This window comes from Bradyrhizobium barranii subsp. apii (assembly GCF_011516635.5).
Taxonomy (GTDB): Bacteria; Pseudomonadota; Alphaproteobacteria; order Rhizobiales; family Xanthobacteraceae; genus Bradyrhizobium; species Bradyrhizobium barranii.
The window spans coordinates 239,803-253,094 of sequence record NZ_CP096256.1 but is presented as its reverse complement, the minus strand read 5'-3'; the positions used below and the strand labels follow the sequence as shown (position 1 = coordinate 253,094).

At 59.9% G+C, this 13,292-nt stretch carries 10 protein-coding genes and 7 pseudogenes; 12 read left to right on the top strand and 5 right to left on the bottom strand.

Annotated features, from left to right (window positions below):
* Positions 1 to 14 precede the first annotated feature (14 nt).
* Complete coding sequence (gene tnpC / locus HAP41_RS48330) at positions 15 to 1,586, top strand: IS66 family transposase (RefSeq protein WP_166073793.1); 1,572 nt, start codon at positions 15 to 17, stop codon at positions 1,584 to 1,586.
* Complete coding sequence (locus HAP41_RS48325) at positions 1,537 to 2,154, top strand: IS4 family transposase (protein WP_414643408.1); 618 nt, start codon at positions 1,537 to 1,539, stop codon at positions 2,152 to 2,154. The genes tnpC and HAP41_RS48325 overlap by 50 nt, the downstream gene beginning before the upstream one ends.
* A gap of 71 nt (positions 2,155 to 2,225) precedes the next feature.
* Here HAP41_RS48325 and HAP41_RS48320 read toward each other — a convergent pair.
* Positions 2,226 to 2,483, bottom strand: a pseudogene (locus tag HAP41_RS48320) (transposase domain-containing protein); the annotation flags it as partial.
* A 400-nt stretch (positions 2,484 to 2,883) separates the two neighbouring features.
* Positions 2,884 to 4,227, bottom strand: a complete 1,344-nt coding sequence (locus HAP41_RS48315; RefSeq protein ID WP_166053720.1) for an IS1380 family transposase — start codon at positions 4,225 to 4,227, stop codon at positions 2,884 to 2,886.
* A 217-nt stretch (positions 4,228 to 4,444) separates the two neighbouring features.
* Here HAP41_RS48315 and HAP41_RS48310 point away from each other — a divergent pair.
* From HAP41_RS48310 to HAP41_RS48295, 4 genes and pseudogenes are all read left to right on the top strand, one after another.
* Positions 4,445 to 5,391 (top strand): IS630 family transposase gene (locus HAP41_RS48310; RefSeq protein WP_166063836.1). Its coding sequence is split into 2 segments (ribosomal slippage): positions 4,445 to 4,784 and positions 4,784 to 5,391, totalling 948 coding nucleotides; the frame shifts between segments, so codons are not numbered across the junction.
* A 240-nt stretch (positions 5,392 to 5,631) separates the two neighbouring features.
* Complete coding sequence (locus HAP41_RS48305; RefSeq protein WP_166107357.1) at positions 5,632 to 6,090, top strand: mobile mystery protein A; 459 nt, start codon at positions 5,632 to 5,634, stop codon at positions 6,088 to 6,090.
* A complete protein-coding gene (locus HAP41_RS48300; RefSeq protein WP_166107359.1) occupies positions 6,087 to 6,683 on the top strand; it encodes a mobile mystery protein B in 597 nt (198 codons plus the stop codon). Before HAP41_RS48305 ends, HAP41_RS48300 begins: the two co-directional genes overlap by 4 nt.
* 57 nt (positions 6,684 to 6,740) lie before the next feature.
* Positions 6,741 to 7,253, top strand: a pseudogene (locus tag HAP41_RS48295) (IS110 family RNA-guided transposase); the annotation flags it as partial.
* Positions 7,254 to 7,444: 191 nt separating this feature from the next.
* On the opposite strand, the pseudogene HAP41_RS48290 reads toward HAP41_RS48295, so the two are convergent.
* Both HAP41_RS48290 and HAP41_RS48285 read right to left on the bottom strand, forming a co-directional pair.
* Positions 7,445 to 8,280, bottom strand: a pseudogene (locus HAP41_RS48290) (IS5 family transposase).
* Between the two features lie 285 nt (positions 8,281 to 8,565).
* Positions 8,566 to 8,796, bottom strand: coding sequence for a hypothetical protein (locus HAP41_RS48285; protein WP_166107361.1), 231 nt, complete (start codon positions 8,794 to 8,796; stop codon positions 8,566 to 8,568).
* Between the two features lie 383 nt (positions 8,797 to 9,179).
* On the opposite strand from HAP41_RS48285, the pseudogene HAP41_RS48280 reads away from it, so the two are divergent.
* From HAP41_RS48280 to HAP41_RS48265, 4 genes and pseudogenes are all read left to right on the top strand, one after another.
* Positions 9,180 to 9,749, top strand: a pseudogene (locus HAP41_RS48280) (IS256 family transposase); the annotation flags it as partial.
* Positions 9,750 to 9,785: 36 nt separating this feature from the next.
* A pseudogene (locus HAP41_RS48275) lies at positions 9,786 to 9,971 on the top strand (IS66 family transposase zinc-finger binding domain-containing protein); the annotation flags it as partial.
* Between the two features lie 270 nt (positions 9,972 to 10,241).
* Positions 10,242 to 11,174 (top strand): outer membrane protein, encoded by a 933-nt coding sequence (locus tag HAP41_RS48270; RefSeq protein WP_248577265.1) that lies wholly within the window; start codon positions 10,242 to 10,244, stop codon positions 11,172 to 11,174.
* A 118-nt stretch (positions 11,175 to 11,292) separates the two neighbouring features.
* Positions 11,293 to 11,532: a hypothetical protein gene (locus HAP41_RS48265; protein WP_224581088.1), complete on the top strand. Its 240-nt coding sequence runs from the start codon at positions 11,293 to 11,295 to the stop codon at positions 11,530 to 11,532.
* Positions 11,533 to 11,866: 334 nt separating this feature from the next.
* Here HAP41_RS48265 and HAP41_RS50910 read toward each other — a convergent pair.
* A pseudogene (locus HAP41_RS50910) lies at positions 11,867 to 12,013 on the bottom strand (IS66 family transposase); the annotation flags it as partial.
* 13 nt (positions 12,014 to 12,026) lie between these two features.
* Here HAP41_RS50910 and HAP41_RS48255 point away from each other — a divergent pair.
* Positions 12,027 to 12,581 (top strand): annotated as a pseudogene (locus HAP41_RS48255) (helix-turn-helix domain-containing protein); the annotation flags it as partial.
* A 77-nt stretch (positions 12,582 to 12,658) separates the two neighbouring features.
* Positions 12,659 to 13,213 carry a GntR family transcriptional regulator gene (locus tag HAP41_RS48250; RefSeq protein ID WP_166107363.1) on the top strand — a complete coding sequence of 185 codons (555 nt, stop codon included), beginning with the start codon at positions 12,659 to 12,661 and terminating at the stop codon, positions 13,211 to 13,213.
* The last annotated feature ends 79 nt before the right edge of the window (positions 13,214 to 13,292 follow it).

The window sequence follows — 13,292 nt, the reverse complement described above, 5'->3', positions numbered from 1 at the left end:
GATTCAAGAATTCGATGAATCGAACCGGCGATCCGAGTGTTGAAGTGCTGTTGGCACGCATTGCTGCGCTGCAGGCGGAGAACCATCAACTCGCCGACCGCGTCGCCAAGCTCGAGGAAGAACTGGCGCTGGCACGCCTGCATCGTTTTGCGCCGCGCAGCGAAAAGCATGTTGATCGTCTCTTCAATGAAGCCGAGCAGGCCTCCGATGAGGAGGACGCCGGCAGTGAAACGAACAATATCGCCGAACTTCCGGACACGGGCTTGCCACCCGTCGAAAACACAATGGGAAAGAAGCGCGGCCGCAAGCCGCTGCCGGGGAACCTACCTCGTGAGCGCGTCGAGTATGACCTGTCCGACGATCAGAAGGCGTGTCCTTGCTGCCGTGGCCAGATGCATCGCATGGGCGAGGCTGTCACCGAGCAACTTCATATCGAGGTGAAGGCGAAGGTTTTACAGAATGTGCGCTTCAAATATGCGTGCCGCCATAGCGATCGCACCGGGATCCACGCCCCTGTCGTGACCGCGCCGATGCCGCCGCAACCATTGCCGGGCAGCGTTGCCACGCCCTCGACGCTGGCGTTCGCGCTGGTTCACAAATATGTCGATGGCACGCCGCTCTACCGCCTGGCGCAGGCCTTCGAACGTGCAGGTGTTCCTGTCAGCCGCGGCGCTTTGGGCCACTGGGTGATTGGCTCGAGCGAGAAGCATCTGCATCGCATCTACGACGCCCTGAAGCTGCGGCTCAGATCACAACCTCTCATCCATGGCGACGAGACAACGGTTCAGGTCCTCAAGGAGAAGGACAAACGGGCCACCAGCACATCGTACATGTGGGCTTATCGCAGCGGCAAGGGCAGCCACGAGCCGATCGTTCTTCTGGATTATCAGCCGGGCCGCGGCCAAATCCACCCGCAAGCCTTCCTCGGCGATTACCGTGGCATTGTAATGAGTGACGGCTATACCGCATGGCGCACGCTGGAAGGGGCCACCCACATTGGATGCATGGCCCACTCCCGGCGGCGCTTTGTCGATGCCCTCAAAGCCAGGAAGAAGGGCGGCGGTCCGCCCGAGCAAGCGCTGCGGTTCTTTGAACAGCTCTACCGGGTTGAAAGGCGGGCGTGGGACGGAATACCGGAGAAGGGTGAAACACAGGCCTACTGCATTCGCCGCTTCCGCCAGCAACATAGTGTCCCCATCCTCAATGCTCTCAAAGTATGGCTCGATGACATGGCCCCGAAGGTCTTGCCTGACAGCAAGCTCGGCGACGCCGTATCCTACACCCGAAACCAATGGGAATATCTGACGCGCTACACCGGGGACGGCAGCATGCCGATTGACAACAATCTTCTGGAGCGCGACATCAGGGTTTTTGCAACTGGCAGGAAGAGTTGGTTGTTCAGCGATACCGTGGACGGAGCCAAGGCCAGTGCCGTCGTCTATAGCCTGATGCTGACCTGCCGCGCCTCACGTGTCGAGCCGTTAGCGTGGTTGCGCCACGTCCTCACCGAATTGCCTCAGCGCGCCGGCGACGCCGATATTACAGACCTGCTGCCCTTCAACTTCCACAAAGCCGCCACTGCCTGAACGGCTCGGTATCGCCCGATACCAGGGCAATCCATCAAAACCGCCGGCGTGCGAAGAAAATCGCGCTTACGAAAGAGGAGCGCCAAAGAACAGAAAGAAGATTGAATGGAAACTCCTGACCGATCTTCCAGTGCAATCGCGCGGGGATGCTATCGAGAAACTCGAATGGTATTCCTTGCGATGGAAGATCGAGGTCTTCCACAAGATACTCAAATCCGGCTGTAGGGCAGAGGACTCGCAACTGCGGACCGCTCAGCGATTGACGAATCTGATCTCGGTATTCTGCATTGTGAGCTGGCGCATTTTTTGGATGACGATGCTTAACCGTTCAGCGCCAAATGCCTCACCGGAGTTTGTGCTGACCAAAGGTGAAATCCAATTGCTTGATCGGCTCGTCAAAGACAAGAATCCAGTCAGCACACAACGAAAGACATTGTCGCATTATCTCATCAAGATCGCCAGGCTCGGCGGCTATCTCGCCCGTGCCAACGATCCGCCACCAGGGAATCTGATCATGTGGCGCGGATTGTCGCGATTCGTCGATATCGCAACGGGAGCGACACTCTGACTCAAAAATGTGGGTAATCGTAAGACGACGAAGACCGCTTGATTGACGCATGCGCGCGGGCACGGGCAGCTCTATGATAGCGCTGCGTGAAGGTCAGCTTGCTGATCGGCGGGCTTGTCGGCTTGTTGCAGAAGCTTCCATTCCCAGGGCAACAGTTCGTGCAGACGCGAAGCTGGAAGATCAGCGATACGGGCGAGGACGTCGGCGAGCCAGGCTTTGGGATCGACATCGTTGAGGCGGCAGGTCGTGATCATCGTCAGCATGATGGCGGCGCGGTCGGCGCCGCGCAGGCTGCCGGCGAAGGTCCAATTGCGCCTTCCCAAGGCCAGTCACCGTTCATTCTGCCCATGTCGGCGAGGATTTTGAGGTCCACTATCGCTGGCATCCCTATTTTGGCCGGATGGTGAACGTGCGTCGTGTAGAGCAACGCGCGACAGGTCAGTTTTTGCGGATCCGAGGCCCATTGAGCACGGTCATCACGATCCCCGGCTGGATGGTGGATCCGATCGCATGCGCGGAGATGACCTCCGGGCCACCCCAAGTTGATCTTGCCGCACTGTTAGCCCGCCCTATTCGTGAGAGCGCGGTATTTTGGTCCGACTGGTGCATCCGCACACCTCCGCTGACGAGGCGCACAGGATTGCCTTCGGCTTTTCACCGCCTGACGACCGGTACTTTGCAACGCGCTTGAGGGATGGGTTGGGTGAACGCGGGCGGACGCCCCACCGGTCAAGGACCGAGCGGCAGCAGCGCGCCGGGCAAGCTGCGGATCAGGTCGGCTTCGGGACATGCCGCGGCGAACGCAAGGCGAATGCGGCTCTTGGTCTCGACAACCCGGGCGGCGATTTTCAAGAGCCGAAGACGCAGCGTCGCGAACTCGGCAGTGGCCAATTCCCGGACTTTGGGAATGGCGTCGCGCACGGTCAGCATCAGCCAATAAGCGGCGGTATGGAGAACGAGGCGGACTTGATTGGCGAGCGCCGAACGGCAACTGGTGCGATCGGAGGCGAGCTGCGTCTTATGCAGCTTGATCAGATTCTCGGCTTGGCCGCGCGCGCAATACAGGCTGTCGTAGATCCACTCGGCCGAGCCGACATCGAGGCTGGTGACGACGAAGCGGATGTCGAGGCCGAGCATCGTCGCCTCAATACGGGCGACGGTGCGTCGTTCGCGATCCCAGGACTTTGCCTTGTGGCGCGTCTCGGTATAGCCGCGCAGAACCGGCAGGTTCTCGATGGCGCGTCGCGTGCGGATGTCGTCGGCGACCGCGTCGACTTTTCTGGCGAGCGGCTTGGTGCCGGACAGACCGAAGATGTAGTCGATGCCGTTGGTCTCGCACCACGCCATTGCCTCCGGCCGGGCATAGTGCCCGTCGCCACGGAACGTAATTCGCGTGTTGTGCCACCGCGTCCGGATATGCCGTACCAGGCGGCGCAGATGGGCACGCACCTCGACGCCGCCCGGCGTCTTGCCGGGCCGCAGCACGACCGCCACGGGCCGGCTCTTCTCCGTGTCGTAGACGTGGATCGGCAGGAAGCAGCGTTCGTCATAATGAGCGTTGAACAGCGAGAGCTGCTGATGGCCGTGGACGACATCGCAGGTATCATCGATGTCGAGCGTGACGGATGCCGGCTCGCGCGGGTAGCTATCCATCCATGCGTCGACCAAAGTGTAGGTCAGTCGGATCACGTCGCGCAGGCGCGGAGCATTCTCCAGACGCGACAGCGTCGGTTGGGAACACAGATCGCGACCCGTGTCCGGCAGCCGTCCGCAGGCCAGCTTGAATGCGGGATCGGACCGCAGATGATCGAGGTCGTCGGCGTCCTCGTAGCCGCAGCAGATCGCGAACATGCGCGCGCGGAACATATCGACCAGGCTGTGCACGACCCGCGTCGGATCGCGCCGATCCGGGAACACCCGGGCCAAATTGTCGGCCAAGCCGAGACGCCGCTCGGCCATCGCCAGAAGCATCACGCCCCCGTTCGAGGTCAGCCGACCGCCATCGAAGGCAGCTGTGACTTTCTTGGCGTGAACGGCTGGAAACGAGAAGGGCAGAATCGTATCGTCGGTCATGGCGGGCGTGGTGTTCGCGGCTGAAGGTGATGGGGTTGGCTTTGCAACCGAATCCTACGCCGCATCAGCGCTTTACACCACGCTCGCCAGCCTCTCAGGCGCCCTCTGACGAATAAGACGGGTTAGAGCATTTTCCGACCGGAAAGAATCGGGTGGGGATTCCCAAAACGGCGCGAGTCAGATTCAAGCTGCATGCTGGCGAGGGAGGCCAGCATGTATGGCCAGGGCGCTTTCGGTTGATCTTCGCCAAAGGGTGGTAGCCGCGATTGACGGTGGCATGTCCTGTCGACAGGCTGCTGAGCGCTTTGGTGTCAGCGCGGCCAGTGCAATCCGCTGGCGCGGTCGCCTCAAGAAAGTTGGCGACATCGTTCCTAAACGCCAGGGCGGTGACCGCAAATCGCAGCGCATCGAAGCGCATTCGCAATTGATTCTGGAGGCGGTGACAGCGAGGCCGGATATCACGCTTGCCGAGTTGCGAGAACTGTTGAAACGTCGTGGAATATCGACTGGCATCGCGTCGCTCTGGCGTTTTTTCCAGCGCAGAAAGATCACACTTAAAAAAAGACAGCGCACGCCGCCGAGCAACGGCGCGGCGATATAAATGCCGCACGTGAGGAGTGGTTCGAAGGGCAAATCGACCTTGACCCTGAGCGTCTCGTCTTCATCGACGAAACCAGCGCCAACACCAAAATGGCGCGGCGTTACGGGCGCTCGCCACGCGGCGAGCGATGTCGTGCAGCTATCCCACACGGACATTGGAAGACGACGACGTTCACCGCTGGATTGCGCTCCGACGGTCTGATCGCGCCGCTTGTTCTGGACGGTCCAATGGATGGCGACGCTTTCCTGGCCTACGTCGAGCAATTGCTCGCCCCATCGCTGCGGCCGGGCGATACCGTTATCATGGACAACTTGCCCGCTCACAAGGTCCATGGCGTTCGAGAGGCCATCCAGGCGGTCGGAGCTAGCCTGCTCTATCTTCCGCCCTACAGTCCAGACTTCAACCCGATTGAAATGGCCTTCTCCAAACTGAAAGCGCTGTTGCGGACCGCCGCAGCCCGCACCATGCCCGATCTCTGGCAAGCAATCGCCAACGCTCTCAAACGCTTCTCACCCGAGGAATGTCAAAATTATCTCGTCGCGGCTGGTTACGACGCAACGTGATCGGAAAACGCTCTAGAACTGAAGAGGCTGGTCACTGTGTCAACCGGCGTCCAAATTTGACCCCCGTCCCAGTCGAACGCCGATTGACACCCGGCCTGGCCGAGCGCCAGCGCGACTGATCAGGTTACGTTAAGACTAGACTCTGATTTTAATAACTGATATTCATACTCTAATATGATTTTACGCAGACTAGTTTAGTATCTACAGACTGATCCTATTTGCTACCAATAAGGCTTCAGTATGAGAAATGTTCACCAGCGAGCCCGGCAGCGGCTGGATGAGCGGCTCCAGCCGCTCAAGCCGACTGATCGCTTTCAGCTCCCGCCCAAGGGCTGGGCCCGGGCAATCCGGGAGGCGCTCGGCATGACCGGCGTGCAGTTCGCCCGGCGGCTAAAGATCAGTCCACAGAGCGTCGACGCGCTGGAGAAATCCGAAGCCAGTGGCGCGATCAAGATCGAGACGCTGCGGCGCGCGGCCGAAGCGCTCGACTGCACCCTCGTCTATGCGCTCGTGCCAAACACCTCGCTGGAGCAAGCCGTGCGTGAGCGGGCACGCAAGCTCGCCCTGCGCGATCTCGGCCGCGTTGCGCACACCATGAAGCTCGAGGCGCAAGGCACCGGCGATGCCGACCTCGAGGCCCGGATCGACACCTATATCCGCGACACGCTTCGCGAGCGCGATCTTTGGGAACAGCCATGACGGACCTGTTTCAGGAGCCCGATGACGCAACGCCGTTGACGCCCGCGGAGCGTGACGGCTTGCGCCAGTCCTGGATCACCCATCGCCGCGATCTCAACGAGGCCGAACAGGAGAACATCGTGCAAGGGGCGGCCTGGGCCCGGCGCCGGCGCGGTCTGACCGCCCCGCACCTTCTCGATGACGGATTCGCGCGAAGACTTCATGGGCGCATGTTCGGCGACGTCTGGGAATGGGCTGGCGCTTACCGCCAGACCGAACGCAACATCGGCGTCGCCGCCTATCGCATCGCGCCCGACCTCGCTGCCCTGTTCGATGACGTTCGCTATTGGATCGAGCATGACACCTATCCGGCCGACGAGATCGCTGCCCGATTTCATCATCGTCTGGTGTCGATCCATCCGTTTCCGAACGGCAACGGCCGGCATGCCCGTCTGATGGCGGATCTGCTGATCGAGAAGCTGGGCGGCGCGTTGTTCAGCTGGGGCGGCGGCAGTCTTGCCGATGTCGGCGAACTGCGGGCACGCTACGTCGCCACGCTTCAAGCCGCCGATGGCCATGACATCCGACCGTTGCTCGCCTTCGCGCGATCATAAAAGGCGGTTTGACGCGTCCGCTTGGGAGAAAAACAAGCAGAACTCGCCGGCCAGAATGAAATGGCGCGGGATCTCTTCCGCCTTCAGGCGGACGAGTATGCCGCGGTCCAAGCTCGCCTAGCGAAGATCGAAGCCAAGCTGATGAAGTGGCATCGCGAGGATGACATCAGCAGGCGTATTGCGACAATTCCTGGCGTCGGTCCGATTGGATCGTCGATGCTCAGTATGAAAGCGCCGCCGCCCGAGACCTTCAGATCGGGGCGCGACTTTGCGGCGTGGCTCGGGCTGACACCTAAGGATCATTCAACTGGCGGCCGGCAAAGGCTCGGCGGCATTACAAAGGCTGGAGATTCTATACTGCGATCGACGTTGATCGTCGGTGCGACCGCACTGCTGAGGCATATTCGAAAGGGCCGTCATAAGCCCACACCATGGCTCGCTTCGCTGCTGGAGCGAAAGCCGCCAAAGTTGGTCGCGGTGGCCTTGGCCAACAAGTTTGCCCGCATCGCTTGGCGCTTGATGATATCGGGCGGCGTGTACAAGCAGCCGGTAGCCGTCATGCCGACTTGATCTGAAATCGGCCCGCGAGCAGGTTGCTCGGCGGATTGCCCACGAACTTGCAGGACGCAGTAGATGGAAGGACCGATCGGTCGATACGCGCGAGCTTCCGAAGATTACACTGGCACCAAAAATGTCGCTGAAACCTTTGGTGCATTGAACCGAAGATCGCTTCTTTTCGTCTAAGAGTCTGTCCGGAAAGATTACCTTGGATTGCATAGCTTTCGCAGCATGAGTCGGATGGAGGCCAGCTTGAGAAAGGCGAGCGCCCTGTGATTGAAGCATTCCCAATCTTTGGACAGTCTTCGGCATCGCCCGAGCCAGGCAAAGGTACGCTCGACGATCCAGCGTTTGGGCAAGACGACGAAACGGTGAGCCTGATCGGAGCGTTTGACGATTTCGAGGTTCACGCGCTTCAGAGCGCTACGCAGCCCCTTCTGGAAATGTGGCCCTTGATATCCGCCGTCGGCGTAGAGCTTCAGAAGAAAGGGATAGAGGCCGAACAACGTTGCCATCAGGAGCACGCCGCCGTCGCGATCCTGGATGTCCGCCGCATGCACGATGGCGTGCATCAAGAGGCCTTGCGTGTCGACGAGAATGTGCCGCTTCTTGCCCTTGATCTTCTTGCCCGCGTCGTAGCCATGGAGATCATGAGGCCCCCTTTTTCAGCGCTTTTCACGCTCTGGCTATCGATGATGGCGGCGGTGGGAGAAGCCTCGCGCTCGGCCCTTTCGCGACATTCGACATAGAGGGCGTGATGAATTTTATCGAGCGTGCCGTTCCAGCTCCACAGATCGAAGTAGCCATACAGCGTCGAGCGCGGCGGCAGGTCCTTGGGGATCGCGCGCCACTGGCAACCTGTGCTCAGGATGTACATCAGCCCGTTGGCAATCTCGCGCAGGTCCACCGTACGCTTGTTGCCGCCGCGCTTGGCCGGCGGGATGCGAGGCGCGATCAGCGCCCACTCCTCGTCGGTCAAGTCGCTCGGATAGCGCAGGCGGCTGCGGTCGTAGCGTGCACGGTTCTCGGTAGTCCACATTGGCGGCGCGTCCCCATCGAATCAGGCCGCTCACCTTGAATCACAACCGATTCATTCGACTCAACATGTTTTGGAACAGACACTAAGCGAGAAATCCGGGTGGGGTGAAAGATATTCTGATAACGCGAAATACTGGTTGCTCCGTCAGGCAAAACAGTGGTTCATAAGGTGCTGGCCATAGTAGATGAAGGAGCCAGCCCGATGGCAAATGATGTCGACCGGCGTAAAGCGCCCCTTGATGTCGGTGGAGGGAATCGGAAGAGAGCCAGACGTAACGTCCCGCCTTCAGTGGGGAGGCAACAGCATATAGTCCTCGATCGCTTTGTTCGCCGCATCCAGTCGCATCACGCCCGCAGAGATTTGCCGTCGGCAGGCTTTCCATTGCGGGTGGTCCTCTCCGCGCTGCGCCAGCCGTCGCGCGACGAGAAACGAAACCAGGCGCGCTCCCCTGACATCGAGACCAATGCCGTTAACTAGCTCCGCTTCAAGACCAAGGTCGGCCCTTAAGATCTCCAAGTTCGCTGGCATCCTTGCTTGTTCGGAGGCCCAAAGCTCTCTGGTATCGATCCAGTCGCAGTCGCGCGGAGATACGTATGCATTGCAATTTCTGGGCAGCTTTTTGTTGAGTTCACTGGTGCGCTACCGGCCGCAAATTTGGCAAAATGCGCTTTCTCGATCGGTTATCCGACACCTGCGATCTGCCCATGCTGTGGTGACAGCCGATTGCGCAAGATCGGCGAGAGCTATCGCTGAAAGTTGGTGACGGCGGGAATCGGGAAGGCGGCATATCGTGGGGGTGCTTGACGCCTCCACTTCTCCACCGAAGGAGCGATATGCCGTGTCCAAAGATAACATCATCAAGTTGATTCAGCCAGGAAACGTCGACGATCGGCGTGCCGCCGCGGCTCACCATCGCCGACGGCGCGCTCGGGTTCTGGAAGGCCGCCGGCGAGGTCTGGCCGAAAACGCGCGAGCAGCGCTGCTGGGTACACAAGACCGCCAACGTGATCGCCAAGTTGCCGAAGAGCCAGCAGCCTAAAGCCAAACGCGCGTTGCAGGAGATCTGGATGGCCGAAACCAAGGCCGCCGCCGAGCTGGCGTTCGACGCCTTCATCGAGAGCTACACGCCCAAATACGAGAAGGCGGCCGACTGCCTGAGCAAGGATCGGGACACGCTACTGGCGTTCTACGACTTCCCGGCCGAACACTGGAAACACCTGCGGACCACCAATCCCATTGAAAGCACCTTCGCTACCGTGCGCCACCGCACGATCCGATCGAAGGGCTGCCTGTCCAACAGAACGGCGCTCGCGATGGTCTTCAAACTGCTTGAGGCCGCGCAGAAAAGCCGGCGTCGTCTCGATGGCCACAACCAGTTGCCAAAACTCGTTCTCGGTGTGACATTCAACGACGGGATCGAGGTCATCGCCAAACCGACTGACCGTCAGCCCATAACCGCCGCCGCCTGACCGGCCGCGCCGTCACCAAAATTTGGCGATAGCTCGATCGGCGAAGACGTGACCGAGTCGCTGGAGCTCGTTCCGCGCCAGTGGAAGGTGATCCAGCACGTGCGCGAGAAGCTCGTCTGCCGGGCCTGCGAAGCGATCACCCAGCCGCCGGCTCCCTCGCATCCGATTGCGCGCGGGCGTGCAGTGCCCAAACTGCTGGCCCATGTTCTGTTTGCCACCTATCAGCCGATCATAATACCGCGCTCGCCAAGTGTTGCTCGGTAGCGGCTGCGCGTCGGTCGGCAGGCATTGAGACACTGTCAGCAACTTGACACCAGCCGCGACGAAGTGCCTGCAAAGCCCGCGAATTCACTTCGGCACGCGACTTGCTCTCTTTGCGGCATCATCACCAATCGGAGTGCGTTTGGTCTTCGGGACGGACTCAACGCCGTCGCTGTTAGCGTCTGATCCGGCCCGACGGTTTGCTGCGCGATAATTTAAAGGCGCTCGGTTGTGAAACGAGATAATGCAGAGAAGTGTTGGATGCGATCTGGAGTTCTTTTTTTGGGAGCCACGACAATTGCGCTCGTCGCAACCGGTGCAGCCAATGCGGCAGACCTTGAGCCAGAAGCGAAACTGCCACCCACGGTGTGGAACTGGTCCGGAGGCTATATTGGCGGCCACGTCGGTGGCGGGTACGGTCGCACCTCCTTCAGCAATCCCTACGGTGTGTCAGTCTATGGCGATGTCGTCGATACCCCAGTATTCCTTGCAGGTGGCCAGATCGGCCACAATTGGGAGAAGAACGGCGGGGTGTTTGGTGTCGAACTGGATGCCAGCGGTGCTGTCTCCGAGGGCACAAATATCTGCCTCGCCGCCTCCGGCTTTATTGTGAGCGCAAACTGCAAGGCCGGTCCCAATCTCCTTGCGACCGGGACCGGCCGCGTCGGTTACGCGTTTGGCACACTGAGTCACACGCTCGCCTATCTCAAGGGAGGCGTAGCTTGGCAAACCAATCGCGGCGACGTCGTCAATAACTTCGAAGGCCGCGCGCCACAGGAAAACACCCATTTTGACTATGGTCGGGTCGGTGGCATCATTGGGCTAGGCGTCGAGCAAGCGCTTGCGCCTGCGTGGTCTGTCAAAGTCGAGTATGACTATCTGCATTTCGGCGGGCCGAGTGTCGCAACGCCTCCAACTCTGCAGGATCCGCCGTTCGCAATTCTTCCGACGAACACAACGAGCCTGTCCAGCAATTATCACCTCGGAAAGATCGGGTTGAACTACCATTTTGGCGCCGACCCGTGGGCGGCGCAATGGCCCGATGCACCGCTGTACGCGAACGCACGCGCTGGCGTGCCGCCGCCGATTGTTCACACAGCCCGTTGGTCGTTTAAAGGCGGATCGCGGCTGGCTCAGCCGGGGACGATTCCAATGGGACGCTAGCGCTGAGCCTGATGAAATCCGCCGTGGAGATCCCAGCATTCTTGTATCAAGGCTCACTTATCACGGACCGGACGGGCTTTCTGGAGAGTTATTTGGTCGTCTTGACAGACCGTGGGGAGTGTTCCTGAAGAGTAACCTTGGCACTGGCCGCTTCAACAAAGGAAACTCGAATGATCAAGACTGGGGCACGCCCTATGTCAACACGAAATCAGGCGAGTCGAACGGGAGGTTCACCTATTATACGGCCGACGCCGGCTACGATTTCCTACGCGGCGCCAACTACAAGGTCGGCGGATTTATCGGCTGGACCTATTACGAACAAGAGCTCCGACTCGACCGGGTGTGTACAGATCGCTAGGCCGAAGGCTACCTGCTTGCCGACGGGTGATCACAGAGTTGTTGGGAGCCAGAACACTCAATGGAATGCACCTCGTATCGGCCTAAGCGCCGAAACCATGCTCACCGAGCGTTGGCGTTCGAGCGCGGGCGTCGCTTACCTGCTCTAGACCGATTTCAAAGGGCGTGACAATCATCTCTTGCGCCCGACGACCACCTTCGCTGAACAACGCGGAAACCGTGTTGGCGGCGTCCAGATTGGAGGCGCGTTGTGCTACTTCATTACCAAGAACTACTTCAGCGTCGGCGTCGGCGGGCGCTATTGGCCAATGTGGACCAAAAAGGACAGCATAGCGCCGCTGGACGACGTGGGAATCACTCTCGATGCGGGCCTCGGCAATGAAGCGCGTCAGCCCGTTCCAACGCGACAGCGCATATCGAATGGCCTCCGCGAGTTTGGTCTTCTGGCTGAGCAGACCAAGCTTGGCGCGCAGCCAGGGTTGAGGGAGAGACCAGATGAACGTCCACAAGAATGCGCCTTTGACGCCCAAAGGTCGAGAGGCGATGGTCCGGAGCGTAGTCGAGGGCGGGTTGACCCTGCCCGCCGCGGCTGACCTGTTCAACATATCGCCGAAGACGGTCGCCAAATGGGTCAAACGGTTCCGCGCAGAAGGTGTGGAGGGATTGCGAGATCACTCCTCCAGACCCCTTTCATCGCCAAGCCAAACCCCGCTCGCCACATGCACGGCGATCGAGGCCTTGCGCCGCCAGCGCCACACCGGCAAGCAGATCGCAGCCGAGATCGCGGTGTCGCCGGCCACCGTCGGCCGCGTCCTGCGCCGCCTGGGATTGAACCGGATACGCGATCTGGAGCCGGCCGCGCCGGAGCGTCGCTATGAGCGCGAGCACCCAGGCAAGATCATTCACATCGAAATCAAAAAGTTGGGGCGTTTCAAGCGGGTAGGACACCGCATCACCGGCGATCCGAGTGCTCCGAACAAGAGCCGCGGCGCTGGTTTGGATTTCGTCCACGTCTGCGTTGACGATCATTCCCGCGTCGCCTTCTCCGAACGCGTGCAGCAGAGCCACGCGAAGAGGTCAGGCGCGCTTGGCCGCCGCAGCTAGGACGGCTGAACGGACGAGTAATCATGACCTTTGAGACACAGCATCCAGTATTCCAGGCTTTGCGCGAACGTCTATTACTCGGCTATTGGCTACCCGGCATGGCCTTGAAGCCGACCGACATTGCGGATGAGCTTCGCGTCGGTATTTCGCCTGTACGAGAGGCTTTGATACGGCTGACTGAGCGCGATGTAGTGCAAAATGTCAACCACAAGGGGTTCAGCGCTAGGCGGATCGACCCAGACCAAGCCATCCTATTCTGCAAGATGCTGTCACAAATGTATGTCGATAGCATCAGCGGCTTCACCAAGGCGAAGCTGATCGATAAGGTGGCGGCAAGCTTCTGCGATGAAATTAGGCCCATTTACGCGAGCAATGAGGATCCCGCGACACTCTTCTTGAAAGTAGGCGAGTGCTATCGGCGCGCTTTGCTGGTCAAACAGCATCGCCACATTGCGGATCACGTCGCAGACGTGGTTTATGTCTATCTTTCACGCGCAATGGGAACGCGTACGTACTACGGCGATTTGCTTGTCGAAAGCCAAGGTATTAGCCCGTCTTATTCGTCAGAGGGCGCCTGAGAGGCTGGCGAGCGTGGTGTAAAGCGCTGATGAAGCGTAGGATTCGGTTGCGAAGCCAACCCCATCACCTTCCACCGCG

Bases quoted from the DNA above. Each gene is read 5' to 3' on its own strand.
- tnpC (WP_166073793.1), top strand. From the start codon at position 15: ATGAATCGAACCGGCGATCCGAGTGTTGAAGTGCTGTTGGCACGCATT.
- HAP41_RS48315 (WP_166053720.1), bottom strand. From the start codon at position 4,227: ATGACCGACGATACGATTCTGCCCTTCTCGTTTCCAGCCGTTCACGCC.
- HAP41_RS48305 (WP_166107357.1), top strand. From the start codon at position 5,632: ATGAGAAATGTTCACCAGCGAGCCCGGCAGCGGCTGGATGAGCGGCTC.
- HAP41_RS48300 (WP_166107359.1), top strand. From the start codon at position 6,087: ATGACGGACCTGTTTCAGGAGCCCGATGACGCAACGCCGTTGACGCCC.
- HAP41_RS48250 (WP_166107363.1), top strand. From the start codon at position 12,659: ATGACCTTTGAGACACAGCATCCAGTATTCCAGGCTTTGCGCGAACGT.